The organism is Dictyoglomus sp. SSW (assembly GCF_055181335.1).
In genome coordinates, this window is the sequence record NZ_CM143705.1 from 1,828,452 (window position 1) to 1,854,354 (window position 25,903).

The 25,903-nt window shown below is 31.2% G+C and carries 18 protein-coding genes; 4 read left to right on the plus strand and 14 right to left on the minus strand.

Annotated elements, in window-relative coordinates:
* Positions 1–30: 30 nt before the first annotated feature.
* From ACY3JM_RS09065 to ACY3JM_RS09100, 8 genes are all read right to left on the minus strand, one after another.
* The gene (locus tag ACY3JM_RS09065; protein ID WP_463083333.1) at positions 31–1,278 is read right to left on the minus strand and encodes an extracellular solute-binding protein; all 1,248 of its coding nucleotides are present in this window, start codon (positions 1,276–1,278) and stop codon (positions 31–33) included.
* 207 nt (positions 1,279–1,485) lie between these two features.
* Positions 1,486–2,970: an L-fucose/L-arabinose isomerase family protein gene (locus ACY3JM_RS09070; protein ID WP_463083332.1), complete on the minus strand. Its 1,485-nt coding sequence runs from the start codon at positions 2,968–2,970 to the stop codon at positions 1,486–1,488.
* An 18-nt stretch (positions 2,971–2,988) separates the two neighbouring features.
* A complete protein-coding gene (locus ACY3JM_RS09075) occupies positions 2,989–3,678 on the minus strand; it encodes an L-ribulose-5-phosphate 4-epimerase (protein ID WP_463083331.1) in 690 nt (229 codons plus the stop codon).
* Between the two features lie 18 nt (positions 3,679–3,696).
* On the minus strand, positions 3,697–5,235 hold the full coding sequence (gene arfA / locus ACY3JM_RS09080) for an arabinosylfuranosidase ArfA (RefSeq protein ID WP_463083330.1): 1,539 nt from the start codon (positions 5,233–5,235) through the stop codon (positions 3,697–3,699).
* A gap of 22 nt (positions 5,236–5,257) precedes the next feature.
* Positions 5,258–6,253, minus strand: coding sequence for a LacI family DNA-binding transcriptional regulator (locus tag ACY3JM_RS09085; RefSeq protein ID WP_463111312.1), 996 nt, complete (start codon positions 6,251–6,253; stop codon positions 5,258–5,260).
* Between the two features lie 114 nt (positions 6,254–6,367).
* Positions 6,368–7,102 (minus strand): LamG domain-containing protein, encoded by a 735-nt coding sequence (locus ACY3JM_RS09090; RefSeq protein WP_463111313.1) that lies wholly within the window; start codon positions 7,100–7,102, stop codon positions 6,368–6,370.
* Positions 7,103–7,132: 30 nt separating this feature from the next.
* On the minus strand, positions 7,133–7,882 hold the full coding sequence (locus ACY3JM_RS09095; RefSeq protein ID WP_463111314.1) for a LamG domain-containing protein: 750 nt from the start codon (positions 7,880–7,882) through the stop codon (positions 7,133–7,135).
* Positions 7,883–8,157: 275 nt separating this feature from the next.
* Positions 8,158–10,629, minus strand: a complete 2,472-nt coding sequence (locus ACY3JM_RS09100; RefSeq protein WP_463111315.1) for an alpha-L-arabinofuranosidase C-terminal domain-containing protein — start codon at positions 10,627–10,629, stop codon at positions 8,158–8,160.
* A 370-nt stretch (positions 10,630–10,999) separates the two neighbouring features.
* Here ACY3JM_RS09100 and ACY3JM_RS09105 point away from each other — a divergent pair, with 370 nt between their 5' ends.
* The gene (locus tag ACY3JM_RS09105) at positions 11,000–12,010 is read left to right on the plus strand and encodes a LacI family DNA-binding transcriptional regulator (protein WP_463091699.1); all 1,011 of its coding nucleotides are present in this window, start codon (positions 11,000–11,002) and stop codon (positions 12,008–12,010) included.
* A gap of 6 nt (positions 12,011–12,016) precedes the next feature.
* On the opposite strand, the gene ACY3JM_RS09110 is transcribed toward ACY3JM_RS09105, so the two are convergent.
* The 6 genes from ACY3JM_RS09110 to ACY3JM_RS09135 form a co-directional block, all read right to left on the minus strand.
* A complete protein-coding gene (locus tag ACY3JM_RS09110) occupies positions 12,017–12,802 on the minus strand; it encodes an acyl-CoA dehydratase activase (protein ID WP_463083324.1) in 786 nt (261 codons plus the stop codon).
* Positions 12,799–14,025 (minus strand): 2-hydroxyacyl-CoA dehydratase subunit D, encoded by a 1,227-nt coding sequence (locus tag ACY3JM_RS09115; RefSeq protein WP_463083323.1) that lies wholly within the window; start codon positions 14,023–14,025, stop codon positions 12,799–12,801. The genes ACY3JM_RS09110 and ACY3JM_RS09115 overlap by 4 nt, the downstream gene beginning before the upstream one ends.
* A complete protein-coding gene (locus tag ACY3JM_RS09120; RefSeq protein ID WP_463111316.1) occupies positions 14,000–15,010 on the minus strand; it encodes a 2-hydroxyacyl-CoA dehydratase family protein in 1,011 nt (336 codons plus the stop codon). The genes ACY3JM_RS09115 and ACY3JM_RS09120 overlap by 26 nt, the downstream gene beginning before the upstream one ends.
* A gap of 24 nt (positions 15,011–15,034) precedes the next feature.
* Positions 15,035–16,747: a ribulokinase gene (locus tag ACY3JM_RS09125; protein WP_463111317.1), complete on the minus strand. Its 1,713-nt coding sequence runs from the start codon at positions 16,745–16,747 to the stop codon at positions 15,035–15,037.
* A 65-nt stretch (positions 16,748–16,812) separates the two neighbouring features.
* On the minus strand, positions 16,813–18,213 hold the full coding sequence (gene aglA / locus ACY3JM_RS09130) for an alpha-glucosidase AglA (RefSeq protein ID WP_463111318.1): 1,401 nt from the start codon (positions 18,211–18,213) through the stop codon (positions 16,813–16,815).
* Positions 18,214–18,240: 27 nt separating this feature from the next.
* A complete protein-coding gene (locus tag ACY3JM_RS09135; RefSeq protein ID WP_463111319.1) occupies positions 18,241–19,134 on the minus strand; it encodes an AEC family transporter in 894 nt (297 codons plus the stop codon).
* A gap of 69 nt (positions 19,135–19,203) precedes the next feature.
* Here ACY3JM_RS09135 and ACY3JM_RS09140 point away from each other — a divergent pair, with 69 nt between their 5' ends.
* Genes ACY3JM_RS09140 through ACY3JM_RS09150 form a run of 3 tightly spaced genes read left to right on the plus strand, consistent with a single transcriptional unit; the run spans position 19,204 to position 25,903 of the window.
* Positions 19,204–20,406 carry an iron-containing alcohol dehydrogenase gene (locus ACY3JM_RS09140; protein ID WP_463111320.1) on the plus strand — a complete coding sequence of 401 codons (1,203 nt, stop codon included), beginning with the start codon at positions 19,204–19,206 and terminating at the stop codon, positions 20,404–20,406.
* Positions 20,407–20,441: 35 nt separating this feature from the next.
* On the plus strand, positions 20,442–22,637 hold the full coding sequence (locus ACY3JM_RS09145) for a diguanylate cyclase (protein WP_463111321.1): 2,196 nt from the start codon (positions 20,442–20,444) through the stop codon (positions 22,635–22,637).
* A complete protein-coding gene (locus ACY3JM_RS09150) occupies positions 22,637–25,903 on the plus strand; it encodes a diguanylate cyclase (RefSeq protein ID WP_463111322.1) in 3,267 nt (1,088 codons plus the stop codon). Before ACY3JM_RS09145 ends, ACY3JM_RS09150 begins: the two co-directional genes overlap by 1 nt.

Genomic DNA, 25,903 nt, shown 5'->3' on the forward strand with positions numbered 1-25,903 from the left:
GTAGCCATTTCATATCTCTCCCTTATATATTTACCTTGCTGTTGACCAATAATCATCAAGAATTCTCTGCACAGCTTTTTCAGCTCTTTCCATTGCTTGCTCAGGAGTTAATTTTCTTGTTATAAGAACATCCTCTAAATAGACTGCTATTTCATCTAATACTTCAGAAATGTAAGGGAAGAATTGAAATGTTTTTACATATGGTAATTGCTGTGCAACCACATATATATGGGGTAGTTTCTTCTTTAATTCATCAGAAGTAGCTATAGACCTTCTTGAAGGAGTTTGCCCTGCTGCATACCAATCAAGAGCATGATCCCATAAATATTTTACCCATCTCATTGAAGCTTGATATATCTTAGAATCTTGAACCATAACTTCAGGCAAAGCTATAATATGGGAACCACCAAATACTGCTTTTTTAGTACCCACTTGTGGACATGGGGCATACCCAAAATCCTTTCCAAGAGCCTGCAACCATGGGTTTATAGTCCATATTCCAGTAATTAAGACAGAAGTTTGACCTGATTGGAATGGTGGACCAGGATCTACAGCAGCTTTTGGGAAAATACCTCTTTCTTGGAGATCCATAAGGAATTTAAGGGTTTGAACAGCTGCATCTTTAAATGCTGGCTTCTTAAAATCAGGAGTCAAAAGATCTCCACCAAATTGCCAGAGAAAATGAACAAATATCCAAGCCCATGTAGGATTTTCATAGTAAGGTGTTAATCCTTTTGGTGTTATTTTCTTTAAAGCCTCCATTGCCTTAATAAACTCATCCCTTGTTCTTGGAGGCCTCTCAGGGTCAAGCCCTGCTTTTTTGAAATTTGCTTTGTTGTATGCCATGTAAAAAATCCATACATCAAGTGGTATTCCATAATACTTGTTATCTTTAACTAAACCTTCCAATAAATTAGGGTATACATCTTTTATATTCACTCCGTATTTTGCTAATTCTCCTAATGTGAATCCCTTCATTTGATTAAGATACATTGGTAAATCAAACTTTCTAATAAGAAGAACCTGTGGGGCAGACTTTGTAGCTAAACCAGTCGATAACTTTTGCTTATATTCAACTGAACTACCTACAACCATGTGGACCACATTTACATCAGGATTTTCCTTGTTGAAATTCTGTATTATTTGGTCCATATATGCTCCATCAGCACCACTTAATGGGGTCATAAAAGTAATTTGAACTTTGGTTTGCGATGAAGAAATATTGAGAATAAACAGAAGAAGAATCAAAAGGATACTTAGTGGAAGAATCTTTTTCACAGAGGTCACCTCCCCTACTTTAATAAAATTTTCATTAAAAATTTTATCAACCAAAAACATAAATGTCAAGTATAAATTTTAAAATCCTTTATTTATCTAAATTTCTTTCTTATATTTAACACATTAATCCTACCCGAAAAGGTTTTCATATAACTCATCAAAAAGGGGAGCACATATTGATGCTCCCCTTTAGAACCTTATCTCACTCTATTTTAAAAAAGGATTTTCATGAGGATATCTTTCATTGGGTCCCAAATTATAATAAATTTCCTCTATACCAAGTAGTTTCAGCACCTCATAAATATATCTTGCAACATGCTTAAAACCAACTGCAGTGTGATGAGGAAATTTCTTTTCTAACATCACATATCTATAGAATCTCCCCATCTCTCTAATTGCAAAAACACCTATGCTACCAAAAGATCTTGGATCCATATCAAGAATTTCTCCTTCAGCAACATATGAGATTAATCTTGCATCAGGAGTTGCATGTAACCTAAATAGGAGCATTTCACCAGGTCTTAATCTTCCCTCTAAAGTACCTCTGGTAATATTAGGCTCCTTATCTGGCTCCATTAATCTATGCATAATCAATTGATATCTCATAGAATAATCAATAAGACAACAAGAAGGAGTGTTTCCACAATGAAATCCCATGAATAGATCTGTAGGTTTATAATCTTTCATTTTATCTTTTTGCTCTTCCATAAGATCATAAGGTACAGTATTATTTACATCTAAAAGAGTAGCTGGCATCTCACTGGTAGTATAAATAATATATTCACTAAGTGCACCATAAACATCAACCTCGCAAGCAACAGGGATTCCTCTTGTTGCAAGTCTTGAATTTATATAACAAGGAACAAAACCAAAATATTTCTCAAAGGCCGGCCAACACTTATTTGCAAATATACCAAATTCAGAAGCACCTAAGTTTTTCTCCATAAAATCAATTAATGCAATTTCATATTGAGCTAATTTTCTTAGCAATTCTGGATATTTATTTCCAGTTCCAAGTTCTTTAGCCATATCTTCCATCACTTCAGGAATTCTTGGATCATTTTCAGCTCGCTTATATACATCGTAGAGATCTAATTCACTATTCTCCATTATAGATATACCTATATCATATAGGGGTTTTATAGGTGTGTGCATTGTAACAAAATCTTGAGGTCTTGGACCAAAAGAGAAAATCTTTAATTTCTTTAAAGCAAGAATAGTTCTTGCTATTGGTATAAAATCCTTTATCATTTCTGCAATTTCTGAAGGTAAACCCACAGGATAATGTGGTATATAAGCTTTTACATTTCTTAGACCAAGGTTATAACATAAACTTAGAAAACCACAGTAAGCATCTCCTCTACCATTGAATAAATCTTTACCCGTTTCCTCTCCAGCTGCACATACCATAACAGGCCCATCAAAATTTTGAGCAAGCAGAGATGTAGGACCTTCAGGACCAAAATTTCCAAGATAAATTACCAAAGCATTTATCCCTTTTTCTTTAATTTCATTTAATACTTTAACAGTATCATTTTCGTTTTCTATTATTGTTTCCACATTTATTATCGGTATTTCTTTTTTATTACATTCCTCAATTACTTTATTTTTTCTATTACGAGAAAGCTCAATAGGAAAACAATCTCTACTTACAGCTACTATACCAAGTTTCACTTCAGGAACATTTTTCAAAAAAATCACCTCCTTATTTTATTTTTGTCCATAAACCTCATGAAACCTTTTAAACCATTTTTCAATCTCTTCCTTAGGAAGAAGATCAAGTTTACCTATTGTTAAAGCCAAATAACAAGTCTTAGCAATTTCTTCCACCATCACAGCATATTTCAGGGCTTCCGATGGTGTCCTTCCAAAAGTAAAAACACCATGACTTTTTAAAAGCACTACTGGTACAAAAGGTAAGTGCTTCTTTACCCATTCTGGTCTATCCTCTTTATTTATTACTTCTAATAACGCATTACCTACATCTTCTAATGGTAATGGAGAAGCATATCTCGCAACAGGTATTTCTTCACCAAAATAATCTGCATGAGAAGTAAGATAAACAGGAATAGGTTTACCTAATAATGCAAAGCTTGTAGCATAGGGTGAATGAGTATGAACAATACCACCTATATCTTTACGGCCTTTATAAACCACAAGATGTGAAAGAGTATCTACTGAAGGTTTTAAATCTCCTTCCACAATATTTCCTTCAATATCTAACACTACCATCTTTTCTGGTGTTAAATCTTCATATTTTACTCCGCTTGGTTTTATGACTATATATCCTGTCTCAAAATCTCTTCCACTTACATTTCCACTTGTCATAACAACAAGACCATTCTTAGGAAGTTCCATATTCATCTCATATACTTCTTTTCTTAACTTGGGTAACAGCATATTAACTACCCCTTTTCATCAATTTATCTTTTTCAATCTAATAACGTTCCAAGACAATCTTGGAAGTAAAACCTCAAGAATATTATTGTTAACCTTGGCATTATCTGCTAAATGAGGTACAACCTTATCAGGATTTTCAGGGGTATTTCCTTCAAAAGGATCATTGTTTTCATATACTATATTCTCAAGTACTATAAATTTTTCAAACCCCTTCAAGTTATACTCTACCAACAAATCTTCCTTTGCATCTCTATTAACTGCAAATATATTTATCGTATCTTCTTCTTCATCGTATGTTGCAATAGTTTCTATAACAGGCACATCTGTGTAAAGCCTTGAATCATACTTAGGAGAATCTATCTTGGGATTTAGAACTATTCCATGTCCATAATTTGAAGCATGCAAGAAAGGATAATAAATAGTCTGTCTATATGCTATACCACCTTTAACTGTCATTATAGGAGCCAACACATTAACCAATTGAGCTAAACATGCAATTTTAACTCTATCAGCATGTCTTAAAAGTGTTATGATCATACATCCCACAAGTATAGCATCAGCAAAATTATAATCTTCCTCAAGAAGAGGCGGTGCTATCTGCCATGGTTCAATTTTTCTATCTTTATTAAATGAATGATACCACACATTCCATTCATCAAAAGATATATAAATATCTTTCTTAGCTCTTTTAACAGCCTTTACATAATCTATTGTGGATACTACAGTCTTAATAAATCTATCCATATCTAAATTCTTTGCCATAAAACTTGCTAAATCTGGATTATTAGGTAACTCAATAAACTCAGGACCACTTGGAAAATTAGCATAGTAATGTAAAGATACATAATCCACCACATCATATGTATGTTCAAGGACGAGTCTCTCCCATTCTGGGAAAGTAGGCATACCAGGACCAGAACTTCCACATACAACAAGTTCTATGTTTGGATCAACCTGCCTCATAACTTTTGCTACTTCTCTTGCCAATCTTCCATATTCATGAGGTAATTTGTGTCCTATCTGCCATTCCCCATCCATTTCATTCCCAAGATTCCAAACTTTTATTTTATGAGGTTCTGGATAACCATGCTTCTTCCTTAAATCACTATAAAATGTACCTCCAGGAAAATTACAATATTCTACTAAATTTCGTGCTTCATCAATACCACGAGTCCCTAAATTTACCGCCATCATTACTTCAGAGCCAACCTTCTTAGTCCAATCTACAAATTCATTTATCCCAACCTCATTTGGTTCTATACTTCTCCAAGCAAGCTCAAGTCTTTTAGGTCTTCGCTCTTTTGGTCCCACACCATCTTCCCAATTGTATCCTGAAACAAAGTTGCCTCCAGGATATCTTATAATTGGAGTTTTAAGGACCTTTACTAACTCAATAACATCTTTTCTAAATCCTTGTTCATCGGCCTGAGGATGACCAGGCTCATAAATCCCTGTATATATAGCTCTTCCTAAATGTTCAATAAAAGACCCATAAATCCTTTTATCTACTTCTGAAATCGTAAAATCTTTATCCAGTATAACCTTAGCTTTTTTCATAACATTACAACCTCCTTATATTTTAAGTAGATTCTCTTACCACCAACTTAGGTGTAAAAACCTTTTGAAATAAATGTTTCTCAGCATTTTCAGTATTTAAGATCTCTAAAAGAGCTTCTGCTGCTTTTACACCCATATCATACTTTGATATATCAATAGTTGTAAGAGACGGATTTAATAACTCCGTATAATCTAAATTATCACATCCCACTATAGCAACATCATCAGGTATTCTAAGTTTCATATTTTTTAAAATTTTCATAACTTCTACAGCTATAGAATCACAAAAGCAGAAAATAGCAGTTGGTCTTGTTTTCATAGAAAAAATATTCTCTATAATAGCTTTTAAATCTGAATTTGGATGTAAAGAATAAATAAGTTTCGGATTAATCAATAAACCTGCCTCTCTTAAAGCAGTTTTATATCCTTCTAACCTTAATTTTGCACTCGAGTTTCTCCATGAGTTAAGAAAAAAAATCTTTCTATACCCTCTTTCTATCAAATGTTCTGTGGCCATTTTTCCCACTAAGAAATCATCACAAACTACATAGTTTGTATTTTCATCAGCTGTTCTTCTTGCCACTAATACAAAGGGTATCTGATTCTCACAAAGATATTTTACATTTTGAGATTCATATTCAATAGGAGCTAATATAATGCCATCTACTCTCTGTCCTATTAATGAAAAAATTGCTTCTTTCTCTTTTTTGGGATCCTCGTTGGAGTTATATAAAATTAAATTATACCCTCTTGATACCAGAATGCTTTCTATACCACTTACTAAATTAGCATAAAATGGATTTAATATAGTAGTAATAATTACTCCAATTTTTTTTGTTTTTCCAGATAAAAGACCTCTTGCAAGAGAATTAGGTACATACCCTAATTTTTGTGCAGCCTCCAGAACCCTTTTTCTTGTAGCTGGACTAACCTCCCCTCTATTATTAAGGGCCCTGGAAGCTGTAGCAATTCCAACACCAGCTAATTTTGCAACATCTCTTATTGTAACATGTCTCACTTTAATCTCCCTCTTTTTTTAGTAAAATTTATACTATATTTTTAAAAATTTTTCAATATAAAAATGAGGTAGGAGAAGCTTAGTAACCCCTCCTACCTCATGTAAAAAACATATTTATTGTTTTGTGGCAAGAGACAAAACCTCAGAATCAGTCAGAACACCATTGTAAACTCTTAAATCGTCAATTACTCCTTTAAAAGGTGAATCCCAGTAGTTTACTCCTAAAGCAAAAAGAGCATCTTTTCCTGTGAAAAGATCTGGAAAACCACCATTATCAAATTTCTTTTCACCATTTATATATATCTTAATATTACCATTGTTTACTGTTACTGCAATATGGTACCATCTACCTGTTTCTAATGTGTATCCTGTCTTACCATCATACCATCCCTGTCCATTATTATAATTTGACCATACCGCAAGTTGACTTGGAGGATCATATAAATCATGTCCACCTGGAATTATACTTAACCACTCATTTGGTACATCTTTCTTAACTGCACCAAAAAAGACTGGGGTAAAATAGGAAAGGGTCTCTGCATTTAACCAAAGCGATATACTATATTGATAAGTAGATATTAAATTATTAGGCAATAGTATTCCAGAAGCCCCATCTAAATAAACCGCTTTTCCATCAATTCCTACAGTGTAAGTAATATTACCTCCAGGTTCACCTATTTTACCTCCACAAACTTGTCCTTCACCATAGTTTCCTACAGAGTCACTTAAATCTTCCTCAAATTTATAATGGGCCAACAATACTGCAGAAGATGTTGTTATGGGTTTACTACAACCTGATAAAAAAACTATTAATAAAGTTATAATTATTAAGCTAACTATCTTTCTCATACACTTAATTCCCCCTTCATCTACAAAAATCTACTTTCCTAAACTTGCAAGCTCTCTTACCTCTTCATCAGTTAGAACCTTATTATAAATTCTTAGTTCATCAATTTTACCTTTAAAGGGTAGATCCCACCAATTTACTCCTAAGGTTATTACAACTTTATCTCCTCTAAATAAATCTTGTACCTTCTTACCTTCAAATCTTTTTTCTCCATTTATATATACTCTAACTAATCCATTATCTACTGTAACGACAAAGTGATACCATTTCCCAACCTCAAATTTAACATCTGTCCAACCATCAAACCATGCACTTCCAGACCAAAAACCAGCTCTACCTTCAAATAATGAATGACCTCCGGGGACAATACTTATCCAAGTATCAGGATTTACAGCTGCAAAAAAAGCGGTAGTGTAATAGTTTAATTCCTCAGGGTAAATCCAAAGAGCTATAGAATATTCATATGTTTCTATAGACCCTTCATAAAGTAAAACTCCAGAATTTCCATCTAAAACTAATGCCTTACCAACAACTCCATCTCCAAAACTTACTTGTCCACCTGTTTGATCAACTTTAGGACCAATAACTTTACCCTCTCCTAACAAACCATTAGCGTCTCTTAAATCTCCATCAAAAGGATAATAAGCCACTAATCCTTTGGGAAGTTCAAGCCTTTGTGGTATCTGTTGAATTTGTTGTAAAGATGTTTCTCCTGTTTTATTACATCCTGCAATCAGCAACAATATAACTAAAACTCCTAATACACTTATTGCTTTTTTCATCTTTTAAACCCCCTTTAAATTAATATTTAATTTTAAAACTATATCTTTTATAAACACCATAGAATTGAAAAATCTTTCAAATATCACCTCCCCCTGTTATTCAATTTCTGGAAAGGTTTCCATATACATATAAAAATAAAATTTTCAATAAAAACTATATCATTTTATAATCTTAGTTAATAAAATTTTTATTTAAATTTTAACCCCATACTTTTAAATAGTCAATAGGAAGATAAGGGGGATTACAACATCCCCCTCAATATGAATTAACAAACTTATTTTTTCTTTATCCTAATAATAGTCAAAGAATACTTAGGAAATTCGTAAACAAAATTATCTCCAACTCCACTAAAGCTCATAATTTGAGGGAAAATCTTTTTAGGATTATCCATAGAATTTTCATCTTTTAAATCATTAGAAGTTAAAACAATTACCTCTGCAACAGGTAATATAGCCTTTTTAGAAATTCCTTTTAAAGAAATATTAAGCTTTTTATTTTCTTCTGAAATATTAACCACCTTTAATACTACATCTCCATTTGTATCCTCCACAGCACTAGCATAAATTTCTTTCTTTTCCATTTTGTCCTCTACATCGTGAACCAATACTCCGTCAAGGTAACAACGAATTCTATTCCCATTTACTTCGATCTTGATATCATACCATTTATCTTCTATCACTCTAATATTAGCTGAATTTCCTACTATACTTTTTATACCATTTACAGATTTTTCTATTGCAGTATAAGAATTTCCCAAACCTCCTATATTCCACCAGTAGAAATTATCAAAATCTTTTACACCAAACATTATAAGGAATCCTTCTCTCCCAGAATTTTTCTTTGCCTTTACATGAATAGTATAATTTTTCCATTCTTTATTTCCTGTTATAGTGAAACAATTCTCAGAAAGAGTAGATTGAGAGAATACACCATTCCTTTGTGTCCATATACCTCTAAAAACAATCCAATTTTTCATAGTATCTTTAAAATTATCCTCATGAAGTACGCTTCGAGTAATATTATCTATTATTGTTAAATCTTTATATTCAACTGCTGTTTGCCAAGATCCTAATCCTATCATTCCTGTAATATTCATTTTAGAAGGATCTGCTTGAATATTTAAATTCATAGGTAAGATATATTTCCCTCTATTCTCATTTAGCATCTTAATTACATAATAATTAGGTGTAGCATACGAAGATTTATTATCAAACCATATAAGATTCGGTTGCCATTGACTTGCTCCTTCTTTTCCAAATAGAGGTGCATAAGAAATCATTTTTACTACATCCGAATATTTCTCAATATTTATAAGATATGCGGCTTCTGATAATGCAGACTCTAAATTATTTCTTCTTCCTATCCCATGGGCAGCATATTCTCCTACAAACACTTTATAATTTTTATCATAGTTGGCATATCTATCAGTATTAGATAAGAACCAATCAGGTGCCATATAATAATGCTCATCCACTAAATCTGCTTTTCCTTTACTCTTAACCCAATTCCACCCATCATCAAAAATTTTACCACTTGGAGAAGGACCTACCCCAAAAATTACATTTATATTGGGGTATTTTCTCTTTATAGCATCATAAAACTTCTCATATCTCACATAATAATCGTATCCCCACTGCTCATTTCCTATCTCTATAAATTTCATATTAAAAGGTTCAGGATGCCCAAGTTGAGCTCTTATAGCTCCCCATTTTGTATTTACCGAACCATTGACAAATTCTATTAAATCCAAAGCATCTTGTATATACTCATCAAGTTTATCCAAAGGAACCATATCATTTGGGCCACTTCCTTGAAAAGCCATACCACAATTTATAACAGGCACAGGTTCCGCTCCTATATCTTCACAAAATAAAAAATATTCATAAAATCCTAAACCTAAACTCTGGTAATATCCCCAAAAGTTTGGTATTGTAGGTCTCTCAGATGGATCACCAATAGTCTTCTTCCAACGATAAGCATCAGCCATTGTTCTTCCTTGTACTAAACATCCACCTGGAAATCTAACAAAGGAAGGCTTCAGATCTGCAACTAACTTTGCTAAATCATATCTAAGACCGTTTTTTCTACCTTTCCATGTGTTTTGAGGGAATAAAGATATAAAATCCAAATCTAATATTCCTTTGTGATTAACAGTAATTACAAACCTTCCATCTTCTATCTCATTCTCACAAGTTACTGTTTTTTCATATTTTTGCCAATTTTTTCCGATTCCTTCTATAATTCCTCTAAATCCAATATTACCTTTCCTATCCGATACTTCAAATAAAATATTTTTTATACTATCATCTGGACTTCTGGCATAAAGAGCAACTCTATAATTTTCTCCCTTTTTTACAGTAATACCATGATATCCTTGGTTAGAAATAAGTACTCCTTTATCAATACTACTTATAACAATTCGTAAATATGTGGGGTTTTTAGAACTTATAGGATTATTCTTTTCAATAATATATCCAGCTTTATCTTTACCCAACGAATTTATAGACCAACTATGTAAAGGGGTAGGAAATTCAAATGATCTATTTTGAATTAGCTCCGCATATAATCCTCCGTCACCAGCGTAATTAATGTCTTCAAAAAAAACTCCATATAATATAGGACTAATTTCTATTCCTCTTTTTGAAGCATCAACTTCTAATGTATCGATATTTTCAGACCCTAATTCTATACTCAACATTAAAAGCATACATATAGAAAGTAACAATAGTGTTCTTTTAAGTCTCATTTTTTACCCCCTTTTATACTAATTTATGGAAACCTTTCCGGAATAAAGTATATTAATAATTTTACATTGTCTATATATGCTATTACTGTAATTTAAACATCCATACTCTTATAAAATTAAACTTGAACAAAGAAACCACCAAAATTTTAAAAATATCTATATTCATATTAACGTTAATTGCATCAAAATCTTACCCTTAAAAAATTTTAACTTTACATTCATCTTACTATACATCTTTATTTTTCACTAAAACTTTTACTAAATAATATAAACTTAAAATTTCTTAAAGTCAAGAGTAAATGTTGACTAAAAAGAAAAAAAATAGTATAGTTTAAAATAAAATTTTATTAATTCAACAAAAGGGATTACCATGAAACAAGAGGAGATAAAAAAGAAAGTAAAACTTAAAGATATAGCTAAAGCAGCTGGAGTGTCTATTTCAGCTGTGTCTTTTGCCCTTAATAATAAGGGTTCATTAAATCCAGAAACCAAAATGAAGATATTAAAAATAGCACAAGAATTAGGTTATGCTCCAGAAAGAGAATGTAAAAAAACATATACAATAGGTTTAGTTATAAGTGATGTAACAAATCCTTTTTATCCTGCTGTAGTGATTGGAGTAGAAAATGTACTCTTAAAGCATGGATACAGCTTATTTTTATGTAATACAGACTATGATCCAGACCTTGGATGTACTTCTATAAAAAGATTTATTGATAGAAATGTTGATGGTGTAATTATAATGACAAATAGATTAGATGATTCAGTTATAGAACTTCTCAAGCTTAATAGAATTCCGGTAGTAGTTTTTGATAGAAATATTGAGGGATTAGATGTAAGCGGACTTTTAGTAGATTTTCAGTCAGGAATATCTGAAGCAGTAACACACTTAGTTAATCTAGGTCATACAGATATTGCTATAATTACAGGACCATTAGATTTAGAAACTGCTCAAGCGAGGCTTAGGGCTTTTAAAATGGCTCTTAAAAGATACCATATTGATTTACCAGAGGATAGAATATTTGAGGGAGATTTTAAAATGAGAAGTGGAGAAGAAGCTATGAGGAAAATACTAAAGCTTGATCCAAGACCAACAGCAGTCTTTGCTTCCAACGATATGATGGCAATAGGAGCTTTAAGAGAAGCTCAAAATCAAGGTTTAAAAATACCAGATGATATATCCATTGTAGGATTAGATGATATTATGATGGCTTCCTATGTAAACCCTCCTCTTACTACTGTGGTTTTTCCTCAACAAGAAGTAGGCTCTAAAGCAGCTGAACTAATATTGAGACTCATTGAAAAGGGAGAAAAAGTAGTATCTTATATTCACACATACCTTGTAGTGAGAAAATCTACTGGACCAGCCCCTATAAGATAAAGGAAATTACATTTCTCTGGCAAAAAGTGCAGCTCCTAATGCTCCCATTATTTGTGGTTCTTCAGGAACATACACATTTAACCCAAGTAAATTTTCAAGAGTTTGAACTACACCCTTGTTTTTAGCTACACCACCACTCATAACTATATCTTTATCTATACCTACTCTTTTTGCTAATGATAATGCCCTTTTGGCCACTGAATAATTTAAGCCTTTTATTATTTTTTCTTTTTCAATACCTTCTGTAATCAGTGTTATTACTTCCGACTCAGCAAAAACAGTACATATATTAGTTATCTCAACATAATCAGGAACCATATTGTGAATATGTCCAAAATTTTTTAGATCTTCCTGAAGAACTTCTGCCATAATCTCTAAAAATCTCCCAGTTCCTGCAGCACATTTATCATTCATAACAAAATCAACAACTGCCCCATTTTTTCCTACTTTTATAACTTTAGAATCTTGTCCTCCAATATCTATTATTGTTCTTGCATTTGGGAAAATAAAACTTACTCCTTTAGCATGACAAGATATCTCTGTCTTAGTCTTATCCGTAAAATTAACCTTTACCCTTCCATATCCTGTTGCCACAATACTTTTTATCTCTTCCATTCTTATACCATGCTTATCCAATATATCATTTATAAGCCCCAATGCCGTTTTATTTCCATCTGGACCAGTCTCCTGTATACCATAATCAATAATCTCAGTTTTATCAAAACCCCTATCAGATATTAAAACAATCTTAGTAGTTGTAGATCCAATATCAACACCTAAGTAGTAATTCATGATATCACCTCAAAAAAAGCCTCCAAACGTGTTTTTATTTGCTCTTTCGGAAAATTAGTTTCATCAATTAGATCTCCGTCTATAACTATTGTAGGAATACCCTCTTCCATAAATTTTCTTCTTAATAAATAAGAGGGTACTGATCCTTGTCTACAACCCCATTGATTAAAAATTATTATGCCATCAGCCTTATATTTATTTACATTCTCTGTACCCAATTTAAATCTCTCCTCTAAAGTAGAAAAAGCCTTAAGATTAAGCATTTTTTTGGCTAACGATTCAAAGGGATTATTTTCATCTAAAATCTCCCAAGATATAGATGTGGATTCTTCAAATACAATATAAGCTCCTTTTTCTCTCATCCACAAAAAGAAATCGGTTTTAAAATAAGGGCCAAGATGCATCCAATATAATCTAATTTTAGGTTTTAATTCTTTACCTTCTTTTATTCTCCTCTTTATCTCGTCTCTTAAAGTTTTAAAAAATAGAACCCCATGCTTAGAACCAAAGGATGAAAAAATCATAGCTGCAAAATCAAGAAAATCTTTGCCATCCATAACAGTATGATCTCTCCTTAGTTCTTTAACCTCTTCAAAATATTTATATGCTTCATTAGAAAGGTGTATAGTCTTTTTTAATTTATCATTTGCATCTTTTATATTCAACCTTTTAGACATGTAATAATATAATTCCTCAAGATTTTCAGCTAAATGATCTACTTTATCGTAAGAATCTAAGACAAAGTACTCTCCTCCTTTTAATCTGCTAATAATATTAAAAGAATATATAGGAGAATGACATGGTTTAGTATAAGTTACAAGATAATCAGGATTAGGGAAAATATTAAGTTTTGCCAAACCTATAATTCCCCTGTGCACACTACATACATCTGCTGCACTCACAACTTCTTCGCTCTCTTGAAGGGGCCTCCTTATTAAACCCATAGCCCCTAGAAAACCAGATGCTACCTCAGGAAGTAATGGATACAAATCTAAAGCATAGAAAATTTCTGTTGGTGTGAAAATATTTACCATTACTACTTTTTTCTTATTACTATAGATAGAACGTACCAAATCTATAGCATAAAGATAAGAAACCTTTGTAACATGCTCGTTTTTATATCTTTTAAGTACAAATGCTTTTGCTCCCCAAAATACTGGACTAAAATTTAATAGCTTTTTTAATAGGTCATTTTTTTCATATATTATTTTCTCTATGTTCATATAACATCTCCATAAAAGCTTCTATGCGTGTCCTAATTTGTTCTTTGGAAGAAAGGGTATAATCATCGTCAATGATAAGAGTCGGTATATTATTCTCTTTTAGTAATTTCTTCAATAAACCTCCATGATATATGATAGGATCACAATATTTTAGAGTGTAAATTATTACACCATCTATTTTATCCTTTATAACAAAAATTTTTTCTAACCTTTTATTTAAACTCAGATCTCTTATACAAGACATTTTATTAAGATAATGAAAAGAAATATTATAATAAGGATCATCTTTATAAGATTCTATCCTTTCCAGATTTTTATTACCAAAACATGAGTCAATATATTCCACCTTAATCCCAAATTGTTCTAAGTAATCGATAAAACTAACTGGAATCATAGAAGCTAATAGGTAAACTTTTATTCTATATTCATAATCTTTTTCCTTTTCTATATAAGCCTCTCCAGAAGAAATATAGAAGTAAGATAAGAATGAATAACTATTTGAGTGGCAAATTATTTTTTCTCTTAAATTATTAAAATAAGAAACACTTTCTAATATTTTATCTTCAGATTTTCCATTTAAAAAATTCTTATAAAGATCTCTCAATTCTTGAGAGAAATATAATACATCTTCTTCTCTCCTATCAAAGGGAATTTTTAAAAAATATGCATCTTTAACTATTCCCAATTCTTTCCAACATTCATAAATTCTCTTTGAAGAATCACAGCTATCTGTAACAACTACTTTTTCAAGGGTTATATCTTCCCTTAAAAGAAATTCACTTATATTTTTAAGATATGGACAAAAGTATTTAGGAAAATAAGAATCTACTCTCTCTGGATACAAAGAATCATAAGTTAATAATAATGGTTTGAAACCTGAAGCGTGAATAATCTCAGGGGGGATATATGAGCACATATACCCCACATATCCCTCTCTTTTAATCTCATTTTTCAAAAATTCATTATATCCATATATATCTCCCATTAAATGGTATTATATCATAAAGTATTACTTTACTCCTTTAACTTTATCTCTTATTTCAATAAGATCTTTCATAACATGATATAGGTTATAGGATGCTTCTTTTGTACCAAATATGTCATGTAATTCTTTATAAAGATTATATAATCTATTATATATCTCTCTATCTTCTTTCCTTGGATTATAAACTACGTCCTTCACTCTACAAATGGCTTTCTGGGCTTCTTCCACATTTCTATAGCCACTTCTCTCATACCCCGCTGCAACTGTCCCAAATATGGCAGCCCCAAGAGCCGGAGTCTGAGAAGAGTAAGATATTTTTATAGTTTTACCTAAAACATCAGCATAAATCTGCATTATAAAAGGATTCTTTTCAGGAATTCCCCCACAAGCTATAACTTCATTTACTTTTACTCCATATTCTTCAAATCTTTCCATAATCACTCTCGCCCCAAAAGCTGTAGCTTCAATCAATGCTCTATATATTTCTTCAGGACGGGTATGTAAAGTCTGTCCTATAAGAAGCCCTGTTAGTTTTGCATCCACAAGAACAGTCCTATTACCATTATTCCAATCAAGGGCTAAAAGCCCACTTTCTCCAGTCTTTAATCTTTGAGCACGCTCAGTCAACAATTGATGAAGATCCTTATTTCGGGCTTCCTCTCCAAAATATTCTCTTGGAGTTAAGTATTTAACAAACCAGTTAAATATATCACCTACTGCCGATTGTCCAGCCTCCAATCCATAATATCCAGGAAGTATAGATCCATCTACAATACCACATAGACCTGGTATATCAAGAATTTTCTCAGTGTTAGGAACAACCATCATATCACATGTAGAAGTACCTATAACCTTTACAAGAATACCTGGCTTTATACCTGCTCCAACTCCTCCCATGTGTGCATCAAAAGCACCAACTGCTACTACCACATCTCCCCTTAGTCTAAATTTTTCTGCATAATAGGGAGAAATAGTACCAAATGGTATATCAGAAGTATAAGCTTTATCATAAAGTCTGTCTCTTAAATCAGCAAGCTTTGGGTGTAATTTTCCTAAAAACTCTTTGCTTGGAAGTCCACCCCATTCAGGATTATACATAGCCTTATGACCTGCTGCACATACGCTCCTCTTTATTTCCTCTGGTTTCTGTTTACCTGTAAGCACTCCTGGGATAAAATCACATATCTCTACCCATGTATAAGCAGAATCAAAAACCTTAGGGTCTACCCGTAAACAGTGAAGAATCTTTGAAAAGAACCATTCCGATGAATATACTCCTCCATACTTTCTCAGGTAAGGATATCCTCCCTCGTTAGCTAATCTCGTGATTTCCTCAGCCTCTTCATAACTGGAATGGTCCTTCCAAAGCCATGCTAAAGCGTTAATATTATCTTTAAACTCATCGTAAAAAGCTAATGGTATTCCCTCTCTATCTACTGGAAGTGGTGTACTACCAGTGGTATCAATTCCTATTCCTATAACATCTTCTCTTTTGAATTCTTTATTATTTTTTTCAGCCTCTATGAGAGCCCCCTCTATAGAAACCTCCAAGCCCTTTATATAATCCGCTGGGTGCTGTCTTGCCACATTGGGATTTTTAGGATCGAGAATAATTCCTGCCTCTCCATGTTCATAATTAAAAACGTAAGACCCTAATTCTTCTCCTGTATTGATATCAACCACTAAAGCTCTAACAGAGTTAGTACCATAATCAAGCCCTATAGCATATTTTCCCATAAAACACACCTCCTTCTATATTTTTACTAATAATTTTACTAAAAAAAATTAATAAACAAAATACCTCAATAGTTTAAATATTCTTTTAATTCATAATTAAAAGATTGATCCAATATTTCATTTAAAACCTCTTTTACCTGCTCATAAGATTTTGTTCTTGGATCTCTCACTAATATCTCCTCAAGAACTTTAATATCTCTTGATAAAAAACCTTCAAGGACCCATTCCATTCGTAGAATTCTTGGTAATAAATAAAATATTTTTATTCTTTGAGTCAAATCCGGATCTATTTTTTCATAGTGTATTCCCTCTTTATCCACCCATACAGGCACCTCTACTATCACATCATCAGGTATTCCTGAGATAGTCCCATTATTTGGAACATTTAAAATTAACCTCTTTTTATCTCCAAAAGTTATACCATTCATAAAGTGAATATGTTGTTCACCACTTAATTTATCTTTATTAAATATTTCAGGCCAAAGTTTAAGAAGTTTAATATCTCTACTTTTCTCAACTTCATTGGCCAATTCAATCATTCTTCTTCTCCCAAATCTCAATTGTTCATGAAATTTAGGCCTTTCAACCTCATTATCTATGCCTCCAAATTTACCATACCATCTTTTTTTAGTTTCAAGATTATAATTGTATTTCCAAGTACCATTTCTACATGTATCACCAATGGGCAGCATCCCATAAAACTTATACATATCAAGAGACGCTGGACTCATCTGTAAATCCCAAGGATTCTTAGGTTCCCATTTCGATAATTTTTCTTCCATCCATTTATCAAGAAGATGATAAGCATTCTCTCCCTTATATAAAAATCTATTCAAAAATATACCATGATTCACACCAGCAACCTGCCATTCTACATCCTTAGTATCAAGACCAAGAGTATTGAATACTTCAAAAACTCCATTAAAACCGTGACATATACCTACAACCTTTATATCTGTAACGCGTGTTAAAAGCTGTGTTATTTCAAATACTGGATTTGCTGTCTGCAAAAGCCAAGCAGATGGTGCATATTTCTTTATATTATTAGCTATGTCAAGGGCCAATTTCATATCGTAATAAGAAATTAAAACATAAGTGTAAGTAGATACCATATTCAATTCCTGACTATCAATACCCCTATAATAACCATGCTTCTCGCCAATCTTTGTAACAATATCGTACTTTACAAAACCATCATCATGTTCTTTTGGAAAAGGATTTGCTGTATTTATAACAAAATCTGCTCCTTCTATACCCTCTTCAAGCTTTGCTGTCTTCTCAAAATTTAAATCCACTCCAAGCTCTTCTACATATTTCTTTGCTAAAATATAAGAGGCTTTTAATCTTTCCTCGTGAATATCAACCAATGATATGGTAGAACCATGAAAATTTGGGGTCTTTGCAATATCACCTATAATCTGCATTGAAAATCTTATACTTCCTGAACCTATAATTGTAAATTTCATATAGACATCCCCCTTTGAGCTATTTTTTTATTTAAAAATTATAAGGAAGAAAGTTCCAATTAATATGGTTAAAGAAACATATAAAGAGGCAAATCTTGAATTTAATCCCATTTCATTTGAATAAATTACAACTACTAAAGGTGCTGGTAATAAAACTCCCAAGGAAATAATCCTAATAAATAGAGAATCCTCTAAAAATCTCCTCAAAAAAATAGCAAATAATATTCCAGGTATAAATCTTATAACAAGGCCATAAAATAAAGCCTCTATCTCTTTCTTATCCAATTTAAAATCAAGAAAATAAACGATTGTAAAAAGAGCAAGCGTAAAATTAGATAAAGATAAATAATTTAATATGGAAATAAAAATTGAAGGAAAATTTACTTTCAATAGATTTAAAATGAGAGATACAAAATATACATCCAATGGAAAAAATAATAACACCTTCTTAATCACATTTTTAACTTCAGAAAGAGACCAATTTCCCTCTGAGAGAATAGACAAAGCATATGATAATCCAAAAACTATAAAAGAGTTTCCTATATCAAACATGGCCATATATAAAAGTCCCTCATCTCCGTAAAAACTTCTTATAAAAGGATAAGAAAAAAGCCCCACATTATACCCACAGATACCAATAAGCAAAGTCCATCTCAGATTATTATCTAATTTCTTATTTCTTAAAAAAATAAAACCAATTATAAATACGACTATTCCAAAAGAAAATGAAATAAAAGGCAAAAAAAAGATATCATGGCTTATATAAGATGTTAAAAATACTTTAAGAATAGTAGCGGGAAGTGTAATATATATTACGAATCTACTTAAAGTTGATCCTGCCTCGGAAGGAAGTATTTTTATTTTCTTTATAAAATATCCCAGAAATATGATAAATATGTTTGTTATTATATTTTCTGTCATATCTTAATACTATTTTGACTAAATATTAAAAGAATTATACCATTTATAATAAAAGGAGGTAAGGAGAAAATGCTTATATGGGACAATGATTTTTCCAATCTCTTAGATTATATGAAAAAACAAAAGGAAATCCCATTAATTCTTTGTGACGAAAATACTTATGAAGTATGCGGGAAAGACATCTATAGAAATCTTGGTGACAACTCAAAACTGCTTGTTTTACCATATAATACTCATGCAGACGAAAAACATATTTGTAAATTAATCATAAACACCAATGACGACAATGTAATCATCTCAGTAGGTTCGGGAAGTATAACAGATATAGCAAGATTCGTAAGTTATAAACAACATCTAAAATTTATATCTGTACCAACAGCCCCATCTATGGATGGATATGCATCTTCAGTTGCCGCACTAACCATAGATGGAATCAAAACCACTTTACCAGCAAAACCCCCTGAGCTTATATTTGCAAATTTAGAAATACTTAAAAATGCCCCCCATTTACTTATAAAAGCAGGTTTTGGAGACTTAATGGGGAAATATACAGCTCTTTCAGATTGGAAGCTTGCTCACATTCTTTTAGATGAACCTTTAGATACAAATGTAGCAGAAGAAATGTTAAAAGCTTGTGAAGATACGCTAAAAAGTATAGACAAAAATGATTTTATTAAACCATTGTTTGAGGGTCTTGTAAAATCAGGAGAATTAATGACAAAGGTAGGAAACTCTCGTCCAGCTTCAGGAGCAGAGCATCATATTGCCCATTATTTAGAGTTTTTAGGATATGATCTATTTCATGGAATAAAAGTAGGAATAGCTACCTTTTACGTGATTAAATTATATGAATTCATATTAGAATTTGACTTTGAAAAAATGGATCAATATGTAGATTATGAAATAGATATAAAGGAATGGAGAAAAGAGATAGAAGAAAATTTTCCCAAAATACATAATAGAATAATAGAAGAAAATATAGAAAGAATAGAAATGTTTAATAACATTGAGTTCAGAAAAAGCCTCATTGAAAAAATAAAACTCCATCAAGATGATATTAAATCTCTTGCTGAAAACCTTTCTAAAAAGAAACGAGAAATAATAGATGGATTTAAAAAAATCAGATTCTCATTGGATATAGAAGATTGGAACATAAAAAAAGAAGATTTAAAAAAAGCTATTCTTTATTCCCTATTTATCAGAGATAGATTTACTATTCTTACATTATATTATTTTTTAGGTCTTTTAAAAGATTTTATAAAAGTAGTATAATAAATTGTTAACAATATTAACTATAGGAGAAGCTAATGCGAAAAAAGATAGGGGTAATTGTAAACTATTTATATGAAGGCTATCAGATGAAAATTCTATCAGGAATTTTCTCTGAAGCAGAAAAACTTAATACTGATATTTATGTCTTTGTAGGGGGAGATCTAAATCCAAACAATATTGAAAGCCAAAGAAGAAATAGGATTTATGATTTAATATCTAAGAAGAATATGGATGGACTAATAATATTAGGACTTGTAGTTGGATTCAATTTACCAAAAGAAGAAATAATTAAATTTTACAAAAGATTTTATCCTCAATTACCCGTCGTAAGTTTAGGATTAGAAACAGAAGAAATACCATGTGTAATAAGCGACAACAGAAAAGGTTTCCAAGAACTTCTCATTCATTTGATAGAAGATCACCGATATAGAAGTATTGCATATGTGGCTGGACCTATAAATAACGAAGAAGCTCAAATCAGAAACAACACTTTCTACGAAACACTTAGAGAATACGATATAGAAATAAAGCAAGAATATGTCTATGAAAGTGATTTCACCACCCCTCAAGGTATATATGCTATAAGAACCTTCTTAGATGAAAGGAAAATAAAACCTGATGTCATTGTTTTTTCCAATGATAACATGGCAATAGCAGGTCTTGAAGAACTTAAAAGAAGAAAGATAAAAGTACCAAATGAAATTGCCATTACAGGATTTGATAATATATTGGAGTCCACTTTTGTAGAACCATCTTTATCTACGGTGGAACAAAATTTATCAGAATTAGGAAAAAAAGCTTTAGAAATGTGTCATTCTCTTATTTTAGGAAAAGAAATTCCTAAAAAGATAGAAATACCCACAAAAATGATAATCCGTGAGTCTTGTGGTTGTACAAGATTTTATATTAGACTATTAAAAAAAGAAGAAAAAGTTTGGTCGAAAATTTTTGATCTCAAAAAGGATAAAGAGGATTTTTATTCTCTATTAAATGAATATTTGATTTCAAATATAGAAACAAAAAGCCCTCGAAATATTAAATGGATAAAAAATATAATAAAAAAATTTTATAATAGTGTCATCGGAACTGAAGAAAACTTTATTACCGAAATAGAAAGTTTATTGTTAAATAATAATGTAGATATTGAGTTATTGGAAGAAACTTTTAATAATATTAATTCTTTTATTGATATGCATTTTGAAAATTCTCTTTATCAAAAAGCCAAAAACCTCATTTTACAATCAATTAATGTTTTAAAAGATTATAAAGAAAAAAAATTAAAATATGAGATTTTCAAAACCAATGATTTAATTGACCATTTAGGATATATTGGAGCTGATCTTCTATCTACTTTTCAAATGGATGAAATTTTAAATAGGGTAAGCTATAGATTACCAGAAATAGATTTAAATACTTTCTATATATTTATGTATCAAAAAGATTCAAACTGTAAAAAAGTCAAAAATATTCTATCGGTAGTAGATGGAAATATAAAAACAAAAGAAAAAGACATATTTGATATAGAAGAAATTATACCAGAATCTTTACTACCTAAAAGGAGATTAAATCTTGTCCTCGAACCTCTCTTTGTTGAAAATGACCATTTGGGATATATAGTATTTGAATATGGGCCTAAAAAGGGAGTAATCTATGAGATACTCAGAGCAGAAATAAGTGGCGGTATTAAAGGTGCTTTAATAATTGAAGAATTAAAAAAATTAGCTATTACTGACCCATTAACTAGCCTACCTAATAGGAGAGCATTAGATGAGATCCTACAAAGAGAAATTGAAAGATCTAAAAGATATAATCGTCCTTTATCTGTTATGGTTATAGATTTGGACAATTTCAAAATGGTAAATGATACCTTTGGACATAGCTTTGGAGATGAAGTATTAAAAACAGTGGGCAAAATATTAAGAGAATCTTGTAGAAAAGTGGATATTGTGGGAAGATATGGTGGGGATGAATTTATCATTATTCTTCCTGAGACAAATTTAAAAAATACAATTAAAGTGGCAAATAAACTAATCAAAAATGTGGATAAAATAGAGCTTTTTTCTCCCAATAAGGCTAGAATTTATCTTAGTATAAGTATAGGCATTGCGGTATATCCAGATACTACAATAGAGCTTGAAAAACTTATAAATTTTGCAGATTTGGCTATGTATGAGGCAAAAAGTTTAGGGGGTAAGCAATATTCTATAATTAGTTTTAAGGGGGAACTTTGATGAGCAGAATGAAAATAGGAGTAATAGTAGATAATCTCTATAATTATCAATGGGGCATTTTAGAAGGAGTATTTTCAGCTGGAGAAAACTACAATTTAGATATCTTATGTTTTGCTGGAAAACATTTAAATACACCCAACGAAAAAGAGAGAATGGGAAATATTATTTACAAAATTATAAACAAGAACAACGTTGATGGTTTAGTAATATTAACTTCAGTTCTTAGTGGATATGTTTCCAAATATATATTAGAAGAGTTTTGCTATAGATATTCTCAAATTATACCAACAATCAGCATAGGTACTGAAATAAAAAGCATTCCAAGCATAATTATAGACAATGTATTAGGGTTTGAAGAACTTTTAGTACACCTTATTGAGGATCATGGATACAGGAAATTTGGATTTATTACAGGTCCTTTAAATAATGATGATGCTAAAATAAGATATGAAACCTTTATCAACACTCTAAATAGATATAAAATTCCCATTAATTATAATTACATTTTTTATGGAGAATTTTCTTACAATTCTGGCAGAGAGGCTATTAAACAATTCTCTAAACATAAAATAGATTTAGATGTCATCGTGTGTTCTGATGATGATATAGCCATAGGAGCAATAGAAGAGTTGAAAGAAAGAGGATATCATCTACCAGAAGATATAAAAATTACAGGATTTGATGATATAGAAGGAGCAAAATTTATTACCCCACCACTAACAACAGTATCTCAACCCCTATATGAAATGGGATGGAAAAGCATAGAGTATCTTCTTAAACTCTTATCGGGTGAAAAGGTACCTGAAAAGATTTGCTTTCCCACAAAATTTGTTATAAGAGACTCATGTGGATGTACATATTCTGCTATAGAAAAGGCAAAAGTTGATATAGATAAAGAATTTACAAAATTAGATTATATAAACCTTGAAAATTTAAAAGATAAATTTACAGAATACTTATTAAGAAACTTATCCCAATTAGATTCAAAAACATTAGAAAGATTAGAAAAAATATACTATGCTTTTATTGAAAATCTAAAAGAAAGAAGTTTTAAAATATTTATATCAACTTTAAACTGGATTTTAAAAGAGGAAGAACAAGAAGGAAGAAATACAGGTATATTTCAAGATTACATATCTTTATTAAGAAAGTTTTTGTTCTACTATTTAGATGATGAAACTCTTCACTATGCAGAAAATCTCTTGCATCAAGCAAGAGTGTTAATAAGTGATTTTTCCGAAAGATTCCAAGGTTACAGAAGTTATAAAACGGAAGAAAGGATGAATTACCTTACTCAAATAGGAATAAGCTTAACATCAAGTTTTGAAAAGAGAGAAATATTAGAGCAAGCAAAAAATAGTATCATCAACTTAGGAATAAGAAGTTTTTATATTGTTGAGTATAAGGATTCAAAAACTCCTTTAAAAGAGGGAATTTTAGCCTTAGGATATAAGGATGGAAAAGAAATCATAACTAATGAATCTTTTGATATATATCAAATTATTCCTGATAAATTTTTACCTTCTTACAGAGCAAATTATATTGTATCTCCTCTATTTTACAAAGAGAACTCTATAGGTTATGCCCTTTTTGAAATAGGGCCCTCAGAAGGTATAGTTTATGAACTTTTAAGAGCACAGCTTAGTGCAGCATTACAAGGTGCAATCATATTTAAAGAAAGAGAAGAGTATGAAAAAAGATTAGAAAGTCACATAAAAGAACTTTCAATACTTAACGACATTGGTAAAAAAATAACATCTGCCCTTGAAGTTGAACTCCTTTGGGATCTAATCATAAAAGAAATATCGAAACTTACTGATTTTGACGCTCTTTATATAGTAAACTGCAAACAAGAAGATTCTAACTGCAATTTTGAGATTGTAGCAAAAAAAATAAACACAAAAGAAGGAGATCAGATAACAGCTAATGATAGAAAGAGAATTTTAAAAATTATAGAAACCAAAAAGTATCTTTTAAAGAAAAGCAAAACCAAAAAGAATAAAGTTTTCTTAGGAATACCTATAACCATAGGAGATAGAGTAATAGGAGTCGTTATTTTAAAACATCACCAAATAGATGCATATAACGAACATACTATTAGACTACTTTCTACATTGTCAAGTTTTATTGCAATAGCCTTAGAAAATGCTAAACTATTTGAGGAAACTAAAAAACTTGCAACCACAGATCCTCTAACAGGTATATTAAACAGAAGAGCTTTAGAAGAAACATTCCAGAAAGAATTAACAAGGGCTCGAAGATATAATCGTCCTCTTTCTGTGATGATATTAGACATTGATAACTTTAAACTCTTTAATGACACATATGGACATACCTTTGGAGATGAAGTACTAAAAACGGTAGCGAGTATATTGAAAAAATCCTGTAGAAAAGTAGATATTTTAGGGAGATATGGAGGAGACGAATTCGCTATTATTCTACCCGAAACCCCCATAGAAGGTGCAAAAAGGTTGGCAGAAAGAATACTAAATAATCTTAAAAATATACCACTATTAACTCCACAAAATAATAAAATACCATTAAATATAAGTATTGGTATAGCATCATACCCCTTTGATACATTGGAACCCGAAAAACTCCTTACATTAGCAGATACTGCCATGTATAAGGCTAAAACTTCCGGAGGTGGAAGATTTGCTCTACTTTCTTCCTCTGATATTACTCCTCTAAAAGAAGAAATACCTAAATTTGATATTTTCTTAGGTCTTGTAAATGCAATTGATAATAAAGATAACTATACTTTTACGCATTCTATAGATGTTTCAAAATATGCTAAAAAAATTGGTGAAAAATTAGGGCTTTCTAAAGAAGATCTTGAAATTCTTGAAATTGCAGGTAAATTACATGATATAGGCAAAATAGGTATACCCTCTGAGATACTCAAAAAGCCTGGACCGTTAACAGAGGAAGAATGGAAAATTATAAAAGAACATCCAAGACTTGGTTATCTAATACTCAATCAATTACCAAAAATGGAGAAACTTCTACAAGCAATTCTTTATCATCATGAAAGATATGATGGTAAAGGATATCCCCAAAGTCTTCAAGGAAAAGATATTCCCCTCTTAGCAAGGATTTTAGCAGTTGTTGATGCTTATTCCGCTATGAAATCAGATAGACCATATAGAAAGGCTCTTTCTAAAAAAGAAATTATAAAAGAGATTAAAAAGAATGCTGGAAGACAATTTGATCCCGAGATTGCAGAGATCTTTGTTGATCTTCTTGAAAAAGGCGAAATAGATTAA

Coding starts and splice junctions, on each gene's coding strand:
- ACY3JM_RS09075 (WP_463083331.1), bottom strand. CDS start 3,678: ATGCTGTTACCCAAGTTAAGAAAAGAAGTATATGAGATGAATATGGAA.
- arfA (WP_463083330.1), bottom strand. CDS start 5,235: ATGAAAAAAGCTAAGGTTATACTGGATAAAGATTTTACGATTTCAGAA.
- ACY3JM_RS09090 (WP_463111313.1), bottom strand. CDS start 7,102: ATGAGAAAGATAGTTAGCTTAATAATTATAACTTTATTAATAGTTTTT.
- ACY3JM_RS09095 (WP_463111314.1), bottom strand. CDS start 7,882: ATGAAAAAAGCAATAAGTGTATTAGGAGTTTTAGTTATATTGTTGCTG.
- ACY3JM_RS09100 (WP_463111315.1), bottom strand. CDS start 10,629: ATGAGACTTAAAAGAACACTATTGTTACTTTCTATATGTATGCTTTTA.
- ACY3JM_RS09105 (WP_463091699.1), top strand. CDS start 11,000: ATGAAACAAGAGGAGATAAAAAAGAAAGTAAAACTTAAAGATATAGCT.
- ACY3JM_RS09110 (WP_463083324.1), bottom strand. CDS start 12,802: ATGAATTACTACTTAGGTGTTGATATTGGATCTACAACTACTAAGATT.
- ACY3JM_RS09115 (WP_463083323.1), bottom strand. CDS start 14,025: ATGAACATAGAGAAAATAATATATGAAAAAAATGACCTATTAAAAAAG.
- ACY3JM_RS09120 (WP_463111316.1), bottom strand. CDS start 15,010: ATGGGAGATATATATGGATATAATGAATTTTTGAAAAATGAGATTAAA.
- ACY3JM_RS09125 (WP_463111317.1), bottom strand. CDS start 16,747: ATGGGAAAATATGCTATAGGGCTTGATTATGGTACTAACTCTGTTAGA.
- aglA (WP_463111318.1), bottom strand. CDS start 18,213: ATGAAATTTACAATTATAGGTTCAGGAAGTATAAGATTTTCAATGCAG.
- ACY3JM_RS09135 (WP_463111319.1), bottom strand. CDS start 19,134: ATGACAGAAAATATAATAACAAACATATTTATCATATTTCTGGGATAT.
- ACY3JM_RS09140 (WP_463111320.1), top strand. CDS start 19,204: ATGCTTATATGGGACAATGATTTTTCCAATCTCTTAGATTATATGAAA.
- ACY3JM_RS09145 (WP_463111321.1), top strand. CDS start 20,442: ATGCGAAAAAAGATAGGGGTAATTGTAAACTATTTATATGAAGGCTAT.
- ACY3JM_RS09150 (WP_463111322.1), top strand. CDS start 22,637: ATGAGCAGAATGAAAATAGGAGTAATAGTAGATAATCTCTATAATTAT.